The sequence below is a fragment of the uncultured Acetobacterium sp. genome (assembly GCF_927416815.1).
Taxonomy (GTDB): Bacteria; Bacillota; Clostridia; order Eubacteriales; family Eubacteriaceae; genus Acetobacterium.
The window spans coordinates 1-17,788 of the sequence record NZ_CAKMJU010000092.1; the positions used below are offsets into that span (position 1 = coordinate 1).

General features: G+C 41.3%; 23 protein-coding genes. 10 read left to right on the forward strand and 13 right to left on the reverse strand.

Translation table 11 applies throughout. The features are described from left to right. Positions 1-306: 306 nt before the first annotated feature. Genes QZ998_RS12400 through QZ998_RS12415 form a run of 4 tightly spaced genes read left to right on the forward strand, consistent with a single transcriptional unit; the run spans position 307 to position 1,818 of the window. Positions 307-696, forward strand: coding sequence for a DUF2089 domain-containing protein (locus tag QZ998_RS12400; RefSeq protein ID WP_296561043.1), 390 nt, complete (start codon positions 307-309; stop codon positions 694-696). Positions 697-713: 17 nt separating this feature from the next. After that, on the forward strand, positions 714-1,148 hold the full coding sequence (locus QZ998_RS12405; RefSeq protein WP_296561045.1) for a hypothetical protein: 435 nt from the start codon (positions 714-716) through the stop codon (positions 1,146-1,148). Continuing rightward, on the forward strand, positions 1,138-1,452 hold the full coding sequence (locus tag QZ998_RS12410; protein WP_296561046.1) for a hypothetical protein: 315 nt from the start codon (positions 1,138-1,140) through the stop codon (positions 1,450-1,452). The genes QZ998_RS12405 and QZ998_RS12410 overlap by 11 nt, the downstream gene beginning before the upstream one ends. Before the next feature lie 18 nt (positions 1,453-1,470). Then, positions 1,471-1,818 carry a phage holin family protein gene (locus QZ998_RS12415; protein ID WP_296561047.1) on the forward strand — a complete coding sequence of 116 codons (348 nt, stop codon included), beginning with the start codon at positions 1,471-1,473 and terminating at the stop codon, positions 1,816-1,818. A 64-nt stretch (positions 1,819-1,882) separates the two neighbouring features. Here QZ998_RS12415 and QZ998_RS12420 read toward each other — a convergent pair whose 3' ends face one another. Then, positions 1,883-2,941, reverse strand: coding sequence for an EAL domain-containing protein (locus tag QZ998_RS12420; protein WP_296561048.1), 1,059 nt, complete (start codon positions 2,939-2,941; stop codon positions 1,883-1,885). Positions 2,942-3,237: 296 nt separating this feature from the next. After that, on the reverse strand, positions 3,238-3,843 hold the full coding sequence (locus QZ998_RS12425; RefSeq protein ID WP_296561049.1) for a TetR/AcrR family transcriptional regulator: 606 nt from the start codon (positions 3,841-3,843) through the stop codon (positions 3,238-3,240). Positions 3,844-3,965: 122 nt separating this feature from the next. Between QZ998_RS12425 and QZ998_RS12430 the strand changes: the two genes are divergently transcribed. Together QZ998_RS12430 and QZ998_RS12435 are read left to right on the forward strand one after the other, a co-directional pair. Then, complete coding sequence (locus tag QZ998_RS12430) at positions 3,966-5,177, forward strand: MFS transporter (protein WP_296561052.1); 1,212 nt, start codon at positions 3,966-3,968, stop codon at positions 5,175-5,177. 131 nt (positions 5,178-5,308) lie between these two features. After that, positions 5,309-5,443 carry a hypothetical protein gene (locus QZ998_RS12435; RefSeq protein ID WP_296561055.1) on the forward strand — a complete coding sequence of 45 codons (135 nt, stop codon included), beginning with the start codon at positions 5,309-5,311 and terminating at the stop codon, positions 5,441-5,443. Between the two features lie 9 nt (positions 5,444-5,452). On the opposite strand, the gene QZ998_RS12440 is transcribed toward QZ998_RS12435, so the two are convergent. Together QZ998_RS12440 and QZ998_RS12445 are read right to left on the reverse strand one after the other, a co-directional pair. Further along, the gene (locus tag QZ998_RS12440) at positions 5,453-6,064 is read right to left on the reverse strand and encodes a nitroreductase family protein (RefSeq protein WP_296561057.1); all 612 of its coding nucleotides are present in this window, start codon (positions 6,062-6,064) and stop codon (positions 5,453-5,455) included. A gap of 184 nt (positions 6,065-6,248) precedes the next feature. After that, on the reverse strand, positions 6,249-7,199 hold the full coding sequence (locus QZ998_RS12445) for a sigma-70 family RNA polymerase sigma factor (RefSeq protein ID WP_296561059.1): 951 nt from the start codon (positions 7,197-7,199) through the stop codon (positions 6,249-6,251). 443 nt (positions 7,200-7,642) lie between these two features. On the opposite strand from QZ998_RS12445, the gene QZ998_RS12450 reads away from it, so the two are divergent. Beyond that, the gene (locus QZ998_RS12450) at positions 7,643-8,053 is read left to right on the forward strand and encodes an RNHCP domain-containing protein (protein WP_296561060.1); all 411 of its coding nucleotides are present in this window, start codon (positions 7,643-7,645) and stop codon (positions 8,051-8,053) included. Then, a complete protein-coding gene (gene rsgA, locus QZ998_RS12455) occupies positions 8,046-9,104 on the forward strand; it encodes a ribosome small subunit-dependent GTPase A (protein WP_296561062.1) in 1,059 nt (352 codons plus the stop codon). The genes QZ998_RS12450 and rsgA overlap by 8 nt, the downstream gene beginning before the upstream one ends. A 130-nt stretch (positions 9,105-9,234) precedes the next feature. Here the strand turns inward: rsgA and QZ998_RS12460 are convergent, their stop codons facing one another. Beyond that, entirely contained in the window at positions 9,235-10,698 is a 1,464-nt protein-coding gene (locus QZ998_RS12460; RefSeq protein ID WP_296561064.1) for a protein adenylyltransferase SelO, read from the reverse strand. A 292-nt stretch (positions 10,699-10,990) separates the two neighbouring features. On the opposite strand from QZ998_RS12460, the gene QZ998_RS12465 reads away from it, so the two are divergent. Together QZ998_RS12465 and QZ998_RS12470 are read left to right on the forward strand one after the other, a co-directional pair. After that, positions 10,991-11,248, forward strand: a complete 258-nt coding sequence (locus QZ998_RS12465) for a hypothetical protein (RefSeq protein WP_296561066.1) — start codon at positions 10,991-10,993, stop codon at positions 11,246-11,248. A 503-nt stretch (positions 11,249-11,751) separates the two neighbouring features. Further along, positions 11,752-12,198, forward strand: a complete 447-nt coding sequence (locus QZ998_RS12470; RefSeq protein ID WP_296561067.1) for a GNAT family N-acetyltransferase — start codon at positions 11,752-11,754, stop codon at positions 12,196-12,198. Here the strand turns inward: QZ998_RS12470 and QZ998_RS12475 are convergent. From QZ998_RS12475 to QZ998_RS12510, 8 genes are all read right to left on the reverse strand, one after another. Then, complete coding sequence (locus QZ998_RS12475) at positions 12,193-12,423, reverse strand: hypothetical protein (RefSeq protein ID WP_296561070.1); 231 nt, start codon at positions 12,421-12,423, stop codon at positions 12,193-12,195. The genes QZ998_RS12470 and QZ998_RS12475 overlap by 6 nt on opposite strands. Continuing rightward, on the reverse strand, positions 12,420-12,680 hold the full coding sequence (locus QZ998_RS12480) for a DUF6429 family protein (RefSeq protein WP_296561071.1): 261 nt from the start codon (positions 12,678-12,680) through the stop codon (positions 12,420-12,422). Before QZ998_RS12480 ends, QZ998_RS12475 begins: the two co-directional genes overlap by 4 nt. 115 nt (positions 12,681-12,795) lie before the next feature. Then, a complete protein-coding gene (locus tag QZ998_RS12485) occupies positions 12,796-13,830 on the reverse strand; it encodes an SWIM zinc finger family protein (protein ID WP_296561073.1) in 1,035 nt (344 codons plus the stop codon). Next, positions 13,817-14,254 (reverse strand): DUF1810 domain-containing protein, encoded by a 438-nt coding sequence (locus QZ998_RS12490; RefSeq protein WP_296561074.1) that lies wholly within the window; start codon positions 14,252-14,254, stop codon positions 13,817-13,819. The genes QZ998_RS12485 and QZ998_RS12490 overlap by 14 nt, the downstream gene beginning before the upstream one ends. A 475-nt stretch (positions 14,255-14,729) precedes the next feature. After that, a complete protein-coding gene (locus QZ998_RS12495; RefSeq protein WP_296561075.1) occupies positions 14,730-15,212 on the reverse strand; it encodes a DUF4825 domain-containing protein in 483 nt (160 codons plus the stop codon). 168 nt (positions 15,213-15,380) lie between these two features. Next, entirely contained in the window at positions 15,381-15,827 is a 447-nt protein-coding gene (locus tag QZ998_RS12500; RefSeq protein ID WP_296561076.1) for a flavodoxin domain-containing protein, read from the reverse strand. Positions 15,828-15,909: 82 nt separating this feature from the next. Continuing rightward, positions 15,910-16,437: a putative immunity protein gene (locus tag QZ998_RS12505; RefSeq protein ID WP_296561078.1), complete on the reverse strand. Its 528-nt coding sequence runs from the start codon at positions 16,435-16,437 to the stop codon at positions 15,910-15,912. 185 nt (positions 16,438-16,622) lie between these two features. Continuing rightward, positions 16,623-17,552, reverse strand: a complete 930-nt coding sequence (locus tag QZ998_RS12510; RefSeq protein ID WP_296561080.1) for a 2-dehydropantoate 2-reductase — start codon at positions 17,550-17,552, stop codon at positions 16,623-16,625. Positions 17,553-17,788 lie beyond the last annotated feature (236 nt).

A 17,788-nucleotide genomic window follows, 5' to 3' on the forward strand; every position in this document is an offset into this window, starting at 1 on the left:
GGTTACCTTTCTTAGAGACTGGACATCTTTAAAGGTAACTCATTTGATCGGTGTTGACAATGGCTCTTTGCATCCAAACCATCCTAATGGGTGCACAACTTTTTGGAGACCTTTTGCTTAACTAATATCATACCAAACACACTGGGTGATGTTCTGTTTATCAGCGCTATCTTTTTATAGCTCTCAACAAAAGCATGGTTTTATTAATATAATCAATCATTCTATTAATTATTTTAATTTTTATATTGACATATTTAATTCTTAGTAGTATATTATAATCAAATAAACATAGGAATGGTGAAAAAAATGAAGTACAAAGCTCCGGGCAGATGCCCCATCTGTGGTGAAAAACTTTCCATAACCAAACTCAGCTGTTCTAAGTGTAGTACCACCATTGACGGTAGTTTTGAGCCTTGTGAATTCTGCCGTCTGCCGGACGAGGAACTTGAATTTATCAAAATATTCATCAAATGTCGCGGGAATATCAAGGATGTCGAAAAAGAACTGGGAATTTCTTATCCGACCGTTCGCGGTAAATTGGATACGGTCATTAGAGGTCTGGGCTATGAGGTACCATCAAAGGAGCTGATTAAGGAAAATGAAAATAAAGCAGCCACCCGAAATGAAATCCTGGATCAGCTATCAAACGGTGAAATCACCTCAAAAGAAGCAACCGAACGCATCAAAAATTTATAAAAAAGGGAGATAAAACAATGAACGAACAACAAAAAATATTGGAAATGATCGAAAATGGACAGATTACGGCTGCCGAAGGCATGGAACTCCTAGACGCTCTGACGATGACTAACGAAGTGGCCACCATTACCGCCGTTGAACCCACCAAACACGGCTACACCTTTTTTAAGGTTAAAGTGACCTCGGATAATAATACTGTCAATGTCAATATCAATATCCCAATCCGTCTGCTGACCACCATCGGTGAAATTGCCGACCGAATGACGGCGGTGCTTCCCCCCGATGCCAAAAGAGAGATGGCGTCCAAGGGAATCGATCTGTCCGGCATCGATTTTGCCAAAATCGTTGAAGAAGTGATCAGCGGTACCCTGGAGGAACCGAATATCGTTGATGTGGAAGCCTGGGATGAAAGCAGTCAGACCATGATAAAGGTACGGGTCTATGTCGATTAAGGGATTTCGCAGCTTATGGATCCGGCTTCTGATTGAGGACAAACGGTTCATAACGATTCCCTTTCCCATCCCACTTTATATCTTTGAAGAATTACTGGACTGTTTTATGGACCTTCTGATCATCGCCTGCTTTTTTAGCCCAAAGAGATCCGCTCCGAATCCATCCTCGCGGGTCTCAGTTCATTTGGTGAAGGAGCTCGTTGTTGCTGTCATTATCCTGCTGCGGTCATTAAACGACAACGATCCCTACGATCTTATCGATGTTACCACCGACAAGGTTCAGATTTTGATTAGAATCGGATAAACGGTTTGGGAGGAAAAAATGACAAAACTATTTATGAAATATCTATCGATTATCGCGACGATCTACTTGTTGTCACTCGTTTTTCAGAGCATCCATATCGACAACATTTCGGCACTGCTGATCATGGGATTAGTACTGCTTAGCCTAAATTTATTATTAAAGCCAATTCTGCTACTTATAACACTACCGCTCAGTCTGCTCACCCTGGGTCTATTCAGTTTGATTGTAAATGCCTGGATGATCATGATTGCCGATCATTTTGTAACCACTATCAGCATGGGCGGTTTTCTTAATTCATTAGTTGTCGCTTTCGTCATTGTTTTATTCAATCATCTCTTCACAGGGATGACCAAAGAAGCCAACTAATCGCGACATGATAAAGCATCATGACAAGGGGTAGTTTTGTTTGTCCTGTGTAAAGTAAGATCAATTACGGTAATTGTATCTCTGTTATCGGTATTTCCTCGGGTTTGCCAAAAAGATATCCCTGCACGAGGTCTATATTTTTTGTTTTAAGATATTCGTACTCAGCCACTGTTTCAATCCCTTCTGCTAAAATACTTAATCCTATTTTTTTGCCATTATATATAAACGCCGCTAGCGTCTCCTGTTTCTTAAGATCGATATGGATGTCACGAATGACAGACATATCGATTTTCATGTAATTTGGCTTAAGCTGGAGCAGGGAACTAATATTTGCGTGTCCACTCCCGACATCATCCAAAGCAGTGCAATAGCCTTTACTCCTGTAATAATCAAGAATTCGATTTAAATGCTTGAAATCTTCCACCTTCTCAGTCTCAACCACTTCAAAAACCACTTGATCTGCCTTTATGTTTACTTCACTTAAAACCTTTGCTGTGCTTTGTAAGCATAAAGAAGGTTCGTAAATAGCCGTAGGAATAAAGTTAATGAAAAGTTTCTTTGTGATGCCACACTTAGAAGCTGCCCGAATAGAAGCTTCCCGACAAACACGATCCAGATAAAACAGTAGATCCATGGCCTTTGCTGTTGCGAATAATTCCTCAGGATTCATAATGGTACCATCTCTCAAAACGCCTCGGCTCAATGCCTCATATCCATATATTTCTCCTTTTTTAACATCAATAATCGGTTGAAAAAGGGTTTTTATTCGCGTTTCACTGATGATCGCAGCCACTTCTTTGCCATGATAGAGTATTACCCATTCCGATAAACTTCGATAATTCTTTAATGCTGAAAATTTAAGCCCTTCGCCACTTTGCAAAGGTAAAATTCTTACATTTTTTTGCTCCACAGAATTAAAAACAGAACAACTCAAAAAAGAAATAAAATTTTCAAGCTCCACCTGTCTAATTAAGTATCCCTCATCTATGGCTATAAAACGATAATTATTTTCTTTCATGCTATTTTCAAACAATTCAATATGATGATGTGTTGGAATACTCACATAAACATCCGAATATGGAAAAATAATATCCGGTAATTTTTCACATCTACAGCAATTCATAAGGTTCTCCTTTTAAATATAAGCATTGATATCTCGATTTCTTATATGATCCATGCTTTCTTCGGGGCATGTCGATGGCTCGCTTCGTTTGTCACATGACAAGGGGACGTTTTGTTCATCATTTCAACTCACTTCTTAGATTTTTACACATCAGCAAATTCTTCTTGACTTATGTTTGCATTGATATATAATAGCACTACCGACCGAATAGTCTGTAGTGCTATTATCATTCCTCGATGAAAGGAGGTTTCTGAAAACCAGCCACTATTAATTTATCGTCTGTCGCACTGTATCGCTCATTCCGTGTCAGTGGCAATTCCAGACAACAGCATTTTAATCGCATTGATATGCAAGGCCGCATATTCATCACCGCTTAAATGAGGCATCGTCAAGCAGAGTTGGGTGGCGCCAGATAACATGGCCATGACGGCAAAACTCAAGGACTCAACATCGTCTCCTGTTAAAGATTGTTGATGGACGCCGCTCTTCACGATCTCTTTAATCGCATTCGATATTACCTCATAGATCGCCATTATCACCGGTAAAACCTCAGAGTCATCGGTGAGGGTATTGGCGAATTCTAAGGCTGAACTCAGCAAAGGGTTTTCGCAATCTCTGCCGTAGTGATCTGCTAGAGCGATCAACTGTTCAGTTGGCGACATCGATTGAAATTCTGGATTAAGCCAGCGGTTGGTCAGTTGGGTAACGTGAAGGTCGAGAAGCTGAAGATAAATATCTTCTTTGTTTTTAAAATGATGATAGATATTACCTTTACTCATCGATGTTAATTGACATAAGTCGTCCATTGTGGCTTTATCATAACCTTTGTCGATGAATAACGAACGCGCATGGGATAAAATAAATGCTTTAGCTTCATTGGCTGGTAATCTGTTTCTTGACACGATGCCCTCCGTGGGAACCCGATCTGGGGATCCATTCTCTTCATAATTTGATAAATTTAATCAAAGACAATTATAACAGAAAGTCTAACGAATATACACTCAACAAAGAAAGGAAGATCTTAATGAAAGAATTATTTCAAAACAAGGTATTTAGAATTATTATGACCACCGATGCAATCCAACAGCTATGCATCTGGATCCGAAATATGGCGGTACTATTCTTTATCATTGAAAAAACCAATGCCGATCCAATTGCGATTTCATTGATTACAATTTTTGAATATCTGCCCATATTTGTTTTCTCATATCTGGGTGGTACCCTCGCCGATAAATGGAATCCCAAGCGAACCATGATTGCCGGGGACTTCTTAAGCAGTATTTCGGTTGTCGTTATTCTTTTACTCATCAATCAAGGTTTGTGGCAAACAGTTTTTGCCGCCACCCTCGTCTCTGCAATGGTAAGTCAATTTTCAGCCCCTTCGTCAGTTATCATGTTTAAACGAAATATTGATGAACAGCTTATCACCCCGGCGATATCACTATCTCAAGGGCTGCAATCTCTCTATCTTATCATTGGACCAATTATTGGCACATTGCTCTATAACGGCCTCGGTATTAGCTTTTCGCTGACAGTCATCGCCATGCTGTTTTTATGCTCCGCGCTGATACAATTTTTATTGCCCGCCAGCCCCAGGCAAACTGATTATATTAAACCAAATCTGTTAGCTCAAATGAAGGAAGGCTTGGTCTATATCCGTAATGATAAAGGATTGACGGTACTTTGTTCAGTGTTAGGCTTGTTTGGTTTTGCCCAAGGGCTGATTCAACCGCTAACCATTTTTATTCTGACCGATAGACTACGCATCGAAACTGAAAGTCTTCAATGGTTCTATTCGCTATCCGGTGTGGGACTTCTTATTGGCGCAATTATCTCCATGTCAATCGTCAGCAAACATAAAACCAGAACGATCTTATTTTTGGGGATGATCGCTTTTGCTGCTGTCACAATCGCCGAAGCACTATCAACCGTGGTGATTCTTACCGCGATTCTATATTTTTTATCCGGCTTAATCATCGCTTTTGTTCAAGTCGCTATCAGTGTGCCATTAATTCAAAATGTTCAGGAAGATTATATCGGCAGAATCAACGGCATGATCACGCCGTTATTGATTGCGGGAATTCTAATCGGCACCGCATTATCCGGTGTTTTAATCGAACAACTCACTTTAATTCCGGTGTTTATGTTGTCCGCGTTTATTTTGATTATTTGCGGCGTCATTAGCCTGGGATACCAAAGCGCACCTGTGCATGTTGAGTTTGACCGCGCTCCGTAGGTTCTGACCAACGATGCGGCCCCCCTCACCTGCACCCGTTACTCGATTGAAATCTCCCAAATCGCTCTGCCAGCTTCTTCACTAACCTTTACGGTTGGCTGCCAACCTCTGTCAAGTAATCCAAGCCAGACATGGCATGCGCATATACCAATATCAACATTTGGGTGTTCCCATTTGAAATGCTGGTACCCCGGTGGCATCGCAACTGTGATTGTATTGAAGAAATCTTTAAAACCGAACCGCCACATTTGGGCATTTCCTGCTGAAGGCGCTTTTCAGCCTAAGTCCAACGCATACAGTATATCATCTGACAGGTAACTGAAGCTATCCGGATTCTCTAGCAACTCGATAATCTCTTTCCGTTTATGACTGATCGTCTTTTCTGTGATCCTGTCCATCAAACGTAATCCCCGCTCCTCATAATAACCAAGTGGCGTGATGCATATCACTCGCACACCTGCCGTCTCCACTTTTGAATAGCCAAACCCTTTGTTTGCTTCTTTTAACTGGTCAGGCGATTGTAAATGGGGCATCAAGCGCTCTAGTTCTGTGAGCTTGTAATGCCCATACCAACACGTGTAAAGGCTCTTGCTTTGAGCGTAAAGAATGAGCAGTTCCCCGACGAAACCCGCCTTTGAAATGGAGATGCTATCGGTTTCGGCCATAAAAGCAATGTTATCCGGCGGTGATTTCATAAGCGGATAGAGTGTTTTTGTCGGATCGGCATGAAAGAATCGAATCTCAACGTTATGATCAAAAGGAATCGGCATTGCCTCGGAAAAGCTTTTGACAGCGTCAATGACATCATGTTCAACCGGCTGTATTTGATAACTGCGGGTCGATCTCCTCGCCTCGATAGTACTTTTGATAGGAAATGGAATTAACATTTGCGGTACCTCCATAAAACTCGTTATTTAAAATCATTATAAGTAGCGCCTTTCATTACTTCTCAGCTACAACAAGCATCTCTAAATCCGCTGTTGAAAGTTTATCATCCCGAGAATAAGCACCAATTTTTGCTCCGAAAATATCAATCTTTTAAAACCTAAAGAGTTTAGCAGCCATGTAATTTCACTTGGTATTCCCTCCTGTACAGCCTTTGCAGGTTATTTTTTCTTTAGGTATTTTCGTTCGCTCTGATAGTCTTTTCTGAAATTCGTCGGTAACATTATCCTCGTACATTTCACAGTTGAAGCAATCAATACCGCATGGTGCAACAATTTTTTCTTTCATAATAGATATCCTCCAAATAATTATTTCAGATATTTCTTTTTTGTCGCATCTTTGCTCTAACGTATAGAGATAGTCTATCTTTTTTAGTAATGATAGATTTTTGAAATGTTCCTTTCGTAATTCATCTGTTTTCGGCTGATTATAGCCAGTCGGAAGGGGGAGACTATGATCATTCATAAATTTTACCCATAGCTGGCATTTACATGGTTTCTGGGGATCAATCAAACTGCATCTCATTTCAAATAATTCCTGAAGCTGCTTTCTTCCTCTGAAAAGCGTAACTTTAACGTTTTCAACCGACATATCTAGGATCTCTGCTATTTCTTTGTTCTTAAGACCGGTGCAGGTTTTTAATAAAAAACATACCCGTTGGTTTTTGGGCAGGCATTTCAAAAATGCTTGAAGACATTTTTCGCGCAGTTCATCAATAACCAAATCATCGTCAAAATCACAATTGTATTCGATGCTGTCAAAGAATTCTTTTTCGGTGACGCCTAAATCCTCGGTAATTCTGACTAATGGCAGTTTGTTTATATATTTGAAATACTTGTAGCACTCGTTTATTACAATTCTGTATAGCCATGTGAATAGTTTTGATTCTCTTCTAAATTTGCTTAAGTTTTTGTATGCATTTAAAAATGAATTCTGAAGAACATCTTCCGTATCCTGATGATTCTCAATCATTCTGAATGCACAAGAATATAGTTTATCATAATCCTGTATGATCAGGTTCTCTAGTTCCGTCTGCAAATCGATGTAATAAGAATTGTTACTCATAATTGTAGCCATGCTTCCCCAGGAAACAAACCTCCTTGTTATTTTCGACAGTATCTCGCACCTAGCTACTTTAAATCCAGGCTAGATCTGACAACTTGCTTTTCTCAGATTAAACAATAACATAATTTTGTAAAACCAGCAATCATAGCTTTATATCTAATCATGATGTATCATAGGATACTAGAAAACTCTTGTAAATTGGGGCTAAAACAGTTAAAATAAGCATGTGCAATAAGCTTTTTATCGAGAGGATTTGGTTAGACCATCTTTTAAAGTCGGTTTGATAGACAGTCCCTCTATAAAAATTGGCTTTTTTGCATTTAATTGTCAGATTGAAAGGAGATTTTATGTTAAAACAAAATAAAGCAGAGAGTGTGGTAAACCGGGAGGTTTGCAAAATCTAAACTCTGCAAAACCTCCCGTATCGTATCCGATACTTTCAGGAGGAAAAAGTAATGAAATATTCAAATAGAGAAAAAAACATTTATCAGAATCAGCCCTGTCAGGAAAGTTTTTTCTGCCGGAATTGCGGCGGTGCCGTTTCATTTACCGGCGCCGGAACAAAACATCGCAATCATTGTCCCCATTGTTTATTCAGCCTTCACGTTGATGATTTACCGGGCGATCGATCGGCAAATTGCAGTAGTCTGATGGAACCCATCAGCATCTGGATTCGCAAGAATCAGGAATGGGCGATTATTCATCGCTGTCGGCGCTGTGGGCACCTTAGCTCCAACCGGATTGCCGCCGATGACAACCCCATTAAACTAATGTCTATCGCCGTGACCCCTTTGTCCAGTCCGCCATTCCCACTAGAAAAAATGACGCAGATCCTAACCGGCGCCGGAGGTGGCAAAAATGAGTAGGATTGATCTGAAAGATTACGGTTTGAGCGAAGCTTTACGTTTGGAAACTGCTCAATATCCAAAACTTTTTGTCGGTCGTATTCTTTCACAGTCAAAGGGCATCTACCAGGTTATTTCAGAATGGGGCGAATTCTTTGCCGAACTGTCGGGGCGGCTGCGTTACGGGGTTATTCACGCAGCAGATTATCCGGCTGTCGGTGATTTTGTGATGCTCGATCGTCAATCGGGAGACCATGGCAATGGTATTATTGTTCATCAACTCACCCGCAAAAGCACCTTTATTCGTAAAGCTGTCGGTTCATCGAGTGACGCACAGGTGATCGCAGCCAATATTGATACCGTCTTTATCTGTATGTCCGTCAACAATGATTTTAATCTCCGACGGCTGGAACGCTATTTGAGCCTGGTCTGGGAAAGTGGAGCGACTCCGGTGGTTGTCCTGACAAAAATCGATTTGACTGACGATCTATTGACCAAATTCAGAGCTGTGGCAGCAGTCGCTATCGGCGTCGACATCCTTGGTATTTCGACGCTGAAAAATGAAGGCTATCAGGATCTCATGGCTTATTTGGCAGTTGGTCAGACTGTCGCACTGCTCGGTTCTTCCGGAGTTGGAAAATCAACCCTGATCAATTGGCTAAGCGGTCGCCAGCTCTTCGATACTCAAGCAATTAGAAATGACGACAAGGGCCGCCATACCACCACAAGACGAGAATTGATCCGCTTACCCGACGGTGGCATGCTAATCGATACACCGGGAATGCGTGAAATTGGAATGATTGATGTTACAGAAGGATTTGACCGAACCTTTAGCGATGTCGAGACTTACCTCAAAACATGTCATTTTCGCAATTGCAAGCATACCAACGAGCCCGGTTGCGGAATCTATGCTGCCATTAAAGCTGGTCAATTATCTGAGCAGCGCTGGCAAGCCTATCTGAATCTGACCCGCGAGAACGACTATTTCGAGGATAAAGCGAACTATTTAAAAAAGAAAAAAGAAAAATTTTATCAGATTGCCCGTTTAAACCGAAACAATAAAAAACATTGATATTAGTAAAAAGACCTTGCCAGAATTGGTTATATTCTGGCAAGGTCTTTTTCGTCCGAGCATGACAAGAACCTTTTCGCTTGTCATACCCATCACTCACTTGTTTTTTTAATAGCACCTTATTTCAAAATCACGTCCCGCAATAGGTCTTATAGGGATAATTCGAAGGTTCTGGTGGCGTCATATATTCCTTATTTAGATCAGCATAATCATATGGTGCTTGAAGGACTGCTACTAACTGCTCCACGGGCTTAAGATCACCGTGATCGTTAGCCGCTTGCAAGACTTTTTCAACCTGATGGTTTCTTGGTATAACCACTGGATTCGCTTGTTTCATTAAACTTTTGATGTCTTGATTGGTTTGCTCCGGTCTTTCTAAACGGGCTTTCCACCGGTTAAGCCAATCTTTAAAGGCATCACTTTGATATAATTCAGACGACTGGGTTTGATCAAGCGTTAAATCAACAAAGGTATTGGTATAATCTACTTTATACTGCTTCATTAATCCCAGTAACTCAGCGATCAGCCGCTCGTCATCCGGTTCTTCACTGATAATCCCCAGTTTTAATCGCATTCCCTGGAGCCACGCCGCATGATATAATGAAACAAATTTTCGCAGTGATGCTTCGACTATTTTGACAGCTTGTTCCTGATTGTCATCGATTAACGGAATCAGGGTTTCGGCAAATCGTGCCAAATTCCATAAGCCAATATTGGGTTGATTCCGATAGGCATACCGTCCCTGCTGATCGATGGAACTAAATACCGTTTCCGGATCATAGTGATCGATAAAGGCACAGGGTCCATAATCGATTGTTTCGCCACTGATGGTCACATTATCGGTATTCATGACCCCATGAATAAAGCCCACCAGCTGCCATTTCGCAATCAGTTCCGCCTGCGCTTTAATGACTTGATCTAATAACCCAAGATAAACATTTTGTTCTGATTGAATCAACGGAAAATGCCGTTTAATGGCATAATCGGCCAGCGCTTTGACATCCGTGGTGGTCCCCCACTGCGATGCATATTCAAAGGTACCGACCCGAAGATGACTGGCCGCCACGCGCGTTAAAATAGCCCCTTTGAGAGGGTTTTCGCGATACACCGGATCGCCCGTTGTTACAACTGCCAAACTGCGTGAAGTCGGAATGCCCAGATAATGCATCGCTTCACTGATCACGTATTCCCGAAGCATTGGTCCTAGCGCCGCGCGGCCATCGCCGCTGCGCGAATAAGGCGTTTTTCCTGATCCTTTAAGTTGGATATCAAAGCGCTCGCCGGCTGGTGTGATCTGTTCGCCAATCAGCATTGCTCGACCATCACCAAGCATCGTAAAGTAGCCAAATTGATGACCGGCATACGCCTGGGCGATCGGTTTAGCATTTGCTGGTAAGGCCTTGCCGGCTAAGATATCGATCCCGGCCTGGCTCATCAGCGCTTCAGGGTTCAACCCCATTTCTTTTGCCAAAAGCTGATTCAAAATAACAAGTTTCGGATCACTGACTGTCTCTAATTTAAGCGGGGTATAAAATAAGCCTGGCAACTCTGCGTAACTATTTTCCAAATTCCAACCGATGTCATTTTTTTCCATCGTTATCACCACTTCTCTCTTTTCACTCAAGGCCCCAAGCGACCTAAAACATCTTACAGTTTCTGATTTATCTCTCTGCTATTTGGGCACTATCACATTTGTGATGGCATGACCAACAAAACGACACGGTGTCATTTCCAAATTGAAAACACCAATCTTCTTTACATTTCCCTCTCCAGCCCTTATACTCAAGATATGTCCATTTTACAGGTATTTAAACAATGTTATCCGGATGCACTAGCACATTAATGAACGAGAGGTAAAAAATATGTTTCGACTTTGGGGAAAACTCATGAAACACAACAAATTTTCGGAAGAAAAAGTTATCGAAATTGATAACAAATCCTTGCCTATACATGATAAAATCCAAGCTGCTTTAGAGACCTTCTGCCATGACTTTGATTTGGAAAAACCAATGTGGTTTGACAAGAATACAAAAGAACTCAATCAGATTTCTAAGACAACTTTTCGTGAAGACCAGTTTATCGAATCGATTTGGTTTGATTATTTAGAGATCGAAATTATCGACGATGGCAAGAAGAAAACCTAACGGCCGGATAATCTAAAATATAAGTTTCAAACCTGAAGCGGCGTGGTTTGATTCGTCATGCACATCCCTTTAACTGCCGCTCTACGACCATCTTGTCCAACCCCAGCCTTTGCCCTTCCTATCCGATTAACTTCCTCAACATCTTGCGAGGCGTTTCCGCCGCCGTCCAGTATGAAAAGCGCTGCGATCACCATCGGGAGGACACTTCTGCAAACTCCAAGGCTTCACTAGTTAGCTCAACTTTTTGTTGAAATTTACTGCATAATCGTTTAAACTTGTTATTGAATTAACTCCTTTTCGCTGATGCTTTTGTCACTTAAATTTTATCAGAAATTGGGGTTCTTTTCTATTCTTTTAATCTCACACAATGGGTGAAATTGAGAAATCGCTGAAATCTATGGTTTCATGCGCTTTGACAGATTTATTATGTTTTTATGAATATTGTTGATGCAATACCAATTTTATAGATTTTAAAGTGATAAATAGGTGAGGAGCAATAGCAAATGGAGATTCTTAAAATCAATGATCGCGCTAAAACAGAATATATGGACTTACTACTTATTGCAGATGAGCAGATAAGTATGATAGAAAAATATTTGTATCGTGGCGATATGTTTGCCTTGCGTGATGATGATATTAGGGCAATTTGCATTATTACACAAGAGCAACCAGGCATTTTTGAAATCAAGAATATTGTTACCGTTCCTAAATATCAACGGAAAGGATATGGGCAAAATCTAATTTCCTTTATTGTTGATTACTATCGGAAGCTTGGTAGTGAGTTATATGTTGGAACGGGCGATAGCCCTACGATCCTCCGTTTCTACGAAAGGTGTGGATTTGTAAAATCACATGTTGCAAAAAACTTTTTTATCGATAATTACGACCATCCTATGTATGAAGATGGGCAACAATTAGTTGATATGATTTATTTGAAAAGAAATCTATAAAGTCAATCTTTTGGGCGCTCTGGGAAACCTGAAATTAAATGTTTCTTCCTGTTCTTTTGGAACATCGGTCTCAACAATTAATGTCGCAACTCCATTTTTTTCAGCGAGAGAATAACTCTCGGTTCCCCCTGTCCACTCTTTTTCGCGTTCCTGCTGTCCACTTTCTTTTGTGTCTGCACCATGCCTAAATAATACAAACTCATTCGGATTAAGTTTCTCTATCACCAATCCGAAATACTATATTTATGCAGCAGGCTTTGTGCTAGTTTAATCCCCTCTTCCGTAATTGCTACCGACTTGGAACGATGACTTCCCTGTCTGATATAATCTTCCTCATCCAGTTCATTAATAACATTAAAGTCATATCCTTTCCAGCTTATATCCAGATATGAGCCAAAGCGATCACTTTCATTAAACCGTGTTAAATACATCAATACCATTGTCAATTCTTTAATTGCTTTCTCTGTGTTTGTCTTGTTCATCTTAAATTCCTCCTTTACTCAGACCCTATTAAAACTTGACCCCAAGCATTCATTTTGGCTTTATATTTTCGTTTCCAGTAAGAGACTCAAAGCCCTTACTTTCTCATCTTATCCTTTAAACCTTGCGCAGTTCATCGACCTCTGCTTTTCTACCATAGCGGCTTTTTATTTCCAACTCGAGCCCCAGTAAGGTTTCAACAGCGTATCGCTGGTATGAATCTTTAGCGTGTTTGTCGATCATCGCTTCAATTTTCTGATTGAGCTTGTTTCGCAGACTCTCAACCTCGGCAAATTCAATTCCGATTTGAAGCAGATCTATTCTAAAATCCTCCCACCCATCAAAAGCGCTCTCATCAGATAGCTTAAGAAGCTTCTCAAATAGCTCAGTTTTTAAACCAATATCAAGCTCCGTATTGTCAGTTACAATGGTTACAATGGTTTCGATTGTGTCGATGGCCGCTGATACTAATCGACCGATGCTTCCACCTGAATCATCGGCATATTGAAACGCTTCAACCGCCTCAATAAGCAGCATCGATGCAATATCCATCGCTAGGCAACGATCTTCGGTATCGCTTGCCACTTCCAGCAGCGCGTCCATTTCATCAGCAAATTCATCGGCTTCCCGATATTCAATATAGCCGCTCTGGCTCTGATATTTTCTGACAATCGATTCCATCAACCGTTTGCATTTTTGTAGTTCATGTCGTGGATTTCCCTTTGAATATCGCATCATCAGACTGCTTTTTACGATCTCATCCTTTTCTGCCATCTCAATGATAATCGTAATTAATTGTTCTTTTGTGAGGTTATCAAGTGCCTCCCTAAGGAAGCACTGTTGGATTCCCCATTCAATCTTATGGCCTTCGCTTTGTCTGTTATCAATAACATCGGTTAGCACATAAAAGGCCGCCACCTGATGTTTGCAGATTGGCCCAAAATCATAGGGACAGTCACAACCCGTTTGCGTAATTTCGCCCTGATCATCGAATTTGACAGTCACCTGATATGCCTCTGCACCCTCTACTGTAAAAAGATACTCTTGATCTCCCAGTTTGACAATTTCGCTGATTCTTCGCTCGTCATAATAATCATGTCCCCGGTCAAGGATCGTTTCGTCGATATGCTTCTCAAAATCATTCAGTTTCATCGGTTAATTCTCTCTTATCTAATTGAGTAGCGGTGACTTCATCCAACTGACCACTAAAAAATTTATCCAGCACCGCCTTTAAGGTCAGATTGCCATCAACCAGATAAAAGAGGGTCATTGACGATTTCAGCTTCAGATCATCGGGTCGCCCAAATACCGCCGTGGCATCATGAGACTCAAGCTTCAGTAATTCCCCGGAAATCTCCAGCAAGCGCGAACCCAGCAGTGGGTGCGCCATATACGCCTTGGCTTCAGACCGATTCTCAATTCCATAATACCGAGCCGTTTCGCTCCTGCCCAGCCCTTTAAGCTGGGGGAAAATATACCACATCCAATGGCTGCGCTTGCGACCATTTTTTATTTCCGTTAGTGCCTGCTGATAGATTTCTTCCTGAGCTTTAACAAAGCGCTCAACTGTGTCCATCTGTTGTTCCTCTCCTTCGTTTTATTATGGGACTTTTCAATCTTCATCTGATGAATTTAATTCCACTCTCATCATCCCCTTTTGAATGACTATAATTTATTTCTATTTGCATTCCAATATCTAAAATGAACAATATCTTTTTCAAAACATGACAAGAGAGACGTTTTGTCCGTTATGCTCATCGCTTCAATGCTAGCTCTACCATCATCTTGCCAATGTTCATTTTTTTCACTCTCCAGTGCCAATGTTTAACGATGTTTCATAGCTGCCGAGGAGCCGTTTTCGTTCGGTATGCCGCATATTCTCCAGTATAATCTGTAATAAAACTATTTTTTGATTCCGCCATAGCAAAATCATCCTTCCCAATTTTGATTGCATTTATTTGTCAGAAACAGCTTTTGTCATTCTGAAATTGGTCAGCGGAATGCCTCCTCTGACTACGATATTTTCTGTCTGAACTGTGTATCCGTGTTTTTTAAAAATCGGATTTTATCTCTTTATTTGTAAGTTCTTCGATGATGGATTTTAGTTTTTCCTTAGATTCACCAAGGTTTTTTACATTCTCATCGATCAACGCCGATGCTTCTTCTTTAGACATTTTAAACTGCTCATCACCATTATTAACTTCGACATAATCCAGATTCTTGATTAAACCCAGTAACTGAACCGCCGATGGCACAAAATCACTTTCATTAAAAGAGCCATCCTTTTCAGCAATATTTATGATCAGCCCATAGGGTTCCTGACTGGTTTCCAGCTGGATGGTGTAATCTTTTATTTTTCCCAAGCCAGTCTTTTGAATTAATGCATAAACGGCAGCATTATCTCCGACAAACTCCACCTTAGCGGCATAGAGATCGTCCGCTGTTTGTTTGACTTCCTGAGATAATTGACTACATCCCGTCGCACCAAAAAGCAATAATACCATACACATTAAACTAATCGCCACGCGTTTCATTGTTTTCTCCTTGCTTATTAATAATAGATTACCAGCGCATGTCTATCATCCTAGATTCAATCACCCGTTTTTTCTACCCAATGCTTTGCACCCGCAAGCTATTGTAGCGATAAATTTAATTACCCAATCTAAATCCTGTTACACACATTCCTTAATTACAAGACCTATTTAGACCCCAGCTACAATTTTTTGTGCAAAGTCGGTTGCTTCTTGTAAATCCTTAGCGTTTGGATGGGTTGCGGAAACAAATAATATCCTACCCTTGCAAACAAATTCATCAAGAACTTTTATTCCCTTTTCTTCAAGTATATTGCGAACTGTGATCTGCCTTTGACTGCCTGAAGCACAGCTTGTTACGAGTGCCGCATATTTGGGCACGGGTGCCTCAATCGTTTTTATGTAGGTCAATAGCGCTGGCATACTGGCACCACCATAAATGCCGCCAACGATAAAAAGTAAATCAACATCATGCAAGGCCGGATTCTCAGTGATATTTTGGACTTTAATATTCAAAAATAAACCGATCGCTTCTGCCAATTTTTTTGAATGTTTGGTTTTAGTTGCATAAATGACAGCAGTCTTCATCATTTTCAATACCTCCAGTAATTTAATCATGACAAGGGGATACTGCCCGCCAGTTCCCGAAGATCTTCTTGCTTCATTCCCACCTGTTCCACTTTTTCACGCTTTGTCCTATTTAGCAATTCCAGTTTATTTCTGCCGGGTTTTTTTCATGCTCCACTGCTATGCTGCGCAAAGCGGCTTCGATACGACCGCACTCTGCGGCGGCACATTGTTCAATTTCATCCCAGCTTGCCGCTGTCCCGAGCTGATCATAGGCGACTGCCAAGGCCCCATAAAAAGCCAAACCGATACAATGCCGGGCTGAATGAATGGTCGATGCTGATTGACCGATGGCCCGGGCCGCTGCTTGCGCCACCGGATTTCCCTCTGCATCACGGGCAGCGCCATGGCAGGCGAGGATTTCCTTTTTTGCCTGGGGCAGTTTGATTGTCCCTGACAACCATTCCCGAGCCGCTTTCAAAGCCTGCTGTGGTCGCGAATCATTCGGGTAGTCCCGCTCCCATAATGGCTGCATCACCGCTTCACTATAAGCAATCGCCCAGTTTGCAAGGGTTTCTTTACTCTGGGTTTCAATTAACGACATCAGCGATTGAATATACGGAGCCTTCCAGTCACTGAGCATCTTTCTCGTTTTCGGCATGTTTATTCCCCTCTTTTTAAACAGACAGTTCTCCCATATTCTGGTGTTCACTGTTCTAGTTCCGCACATCAGTAAGATGTGCATCACTCCATCGGATTTTTAAATAACTCTCCAGACAGCCATCCTGGTTTTTGCCTCAGAAAAATCAAAAAAACTATCACTTCGGGTCATGTCAGCCTATTTTATTACTGCGCGCGATCTTGGAGCAGCAAATTGTAATGCTTTATCATCGGCACATTCACCTTGAATTCTTCCGAAATCGCCAGTAGATTATCGACAAATAGCTCCTTTTCGTTCTTCTTTAACGGGTTCTCAAAATCTCTTTGAAAAGATGTTTTTGCCTCAAATGGAAATGATTTTGCCTTATCCAGCGAACGCATGATTTCCATTTCTTCAAATTCGACCCCTTTCTGTGAAGCTAATTCGACAATTTCGGTCATAATCGCTTTCACATGACTCTTTAACTGATTATTCTCATAAACTTCCCCTAATGTCTTTCCCGTTGCAGAAGTCACGGTGCCATACGCCGCAATAAACAAATATTTTGTCCAAATCTCCAAATCAGGAATTGGCAAATAATCACAGTTAATACTCAATTCTTTAAGGATCGCCGCTGTTTGAACAGCCGCCTTTGCACCCTTGATTCGATCATCTCCAAAAATAATCCGCCCATTCCCACCCTTTTGTTTAATGACCCCAGGTTCCGCTACATGGGTTCCAACATAGACGCAGGCCGGCAAAACAGCACCCTGATCAGTGTCGATCCTTATTCTTTCCGGAATATTAATGCCATTCAGTAACGGTAGAATAATCGTTTCCGCTGTCATGACACGATTCACATCCTGAACCGCTGCCGCCAGATCATATGACTTCACACACATTAAAATCAAATCGGGTTGTGGGATTTCAAGAATATTTTGGGTCGCTATATCCGGATGTACTAGGACGGTTTCATTTTCACCAATTAATTTCAATCCGCTTTTTTGAATTTTATCCAAGTGATTGCCCCGGGCAATCAAACTGATATGATAATGATTGTTGCTGTTATTTTGGATCATTTTTGCTCCAAAATATCCACCAACCCCGCCAACTCCATAAATACAAATATTTTTCATTAATTTTCTCCCTCTCCCTCGTTTGTTTTAATATCGTATGACAAGGGTATGACAAGGGGACGTTTCGTTTGTCATGCTCGTCATTTCACGGCCCGCTCCACCATCATCTTGCCCAGTCCCAACACTCGGCTCAATTGACGGATACTGCCACCGGTTTCCTGCTGAATCTGTCGGATCAGCTGATTTCGCTTGTCTACCGACACTTCTCCCAGATTCCGGTATTCGGGGTTCTGGCT

Coding starts and splice junctions, on each gene's coding strand:
- QZ998_RS12465 (WP_296561066.1), top strand. CDS start 10,991: ATGAAACACAACAAATTTTCGGAAGAAAAAGTTATCGAAATTGATAAC.
- QZ998_RS12400 (WP_296561043.1), top strand. CDS start 307: ATGAAGTACAAAGCTCCGGGCAGATGCCCCATCTGTGGTGAAAAACTT.
- QZ998_RS12430 (WP_296561052.1), top strand. CDS start 3,966: ATGAAAGAATTATTTCAAAACAAGGTATTTAGAATTATTATGACCACC.
- QZ998_RS12410 (WP_296561046.1), top strand. CDS start 1,138: ATGTCGATTAAGGGATTTCGCAGCTTATGGATCCGGCTTCTGATTGAG.
- QZ998_RS12450 (WP_296561060.1), top strand. CDS start 7,643: ATGAAATATTCAAATAGAGAAAAAAACATTTATCAGAATCAGCCCTGT.
- QZ998_RS12445 (WP_296561059.1), bottom strand. CDS start 7,199: ATGGCTACAATTATGAGTAACAATTCTTATTACATCGATTTGCAGACG.
- QZ998_RS12460 (WP_296561064.1), bottom strand. CDS start 10,698: ATGGAAAAAAATGACATCGGTTGGAATTTGGAAAATAGTTACGCAGAG.
- QZ998_RS12420 (WP_296561048.1), bottom strand. CDS start 2,941: ATGAATTGCTGTAGATGTGAAAAATTACCGGATATTATTTTTCCATAT.
- rsgA (WP_296561062.1), top strand. CDS start 8,046: ATGAGTAGGATTGATCTGAAAGATTACGGTTTGAGCGAAGCTTTACGT.
- QZ998_RS12490 (WP_296561074.1), bottom strand. CDS start 14,254: ATGGACACAGTTGAGCGCTTTGTTAAAGCTCAGGAAGAAATCTATCAG.
- QZ998_RS12480 (WP_296561071.1), bottom strand. CDS start 12,680: ATGAACAAGACAAACACAGAGAAAGCAATTAAAGAATTGACAATGGTA.
- QZ998_RS12495 (WP_296561075.1), bottom strand. CDS start 15,212: ATGAAACGCGTGGCGATTAGTTTAATGTGTATGGTATTATTGCTTTTT.
- QZ998_RS12505 (WP_296561078.1), bottom strand. CDS start 16,437: ATGCCGAAAACGAGAAAGATGCTCAGTGACTGGAAGGCTCCGTATATT.
- QZ998_RS12485 (WP_296561073.1), bottom strand. CDS start 13,830: ATGAAACTGAATGATTTTGAGAAGCATATCGACGAAACGATCCTTGAC.
- QZ998_RS12470 (WP_296561067.1), top strand. CDS start 11,752: ATGGAGATTCTTAAAATCAATGATCGCGCTAAAACAGAATATATGGAC.
- QZ998_RS12510 (WP_296561080.1), bottom strand. CDS start 17,552: ATGAAAAATATTTGTATTTATGGAGTTGGCGGGGTTGGTGGATATTTT.
- QZ998_RS12415 (WP_296561047.1), top strand. CDS start 1,471: ATGACAAAACTATTTATGAAATATCTATCGATTATCGCGACGATCTAC.
- QZ998_RS12440 (WP_296561057.1), bottom strand. CDS start 6,064: ATGTTAATTCCATTTCCTATCAAAAGTACTATCGAGGCGAGGAGATCG.
- QZ998_RS12435 (WP_296561055.1), top strand. CDS start 5,309: ATGGCATGCGCATATACCAATATCAACATTTGGGTGTTCCCATTTGAA.
- QZ998_RS12500 (WP_296561076.1), bottom strand. CDS start 15,827: ATGATTAAATTACTGGAGGTATTGAAAATGATGAAGACTGCTGTCATT.
- QZ998_RS12405 (WP_296561045.1), top strand. CDS start 714: ATGAACGAACAACAAAAAATATTGGAAATGATCGAAAATGGACAGATT.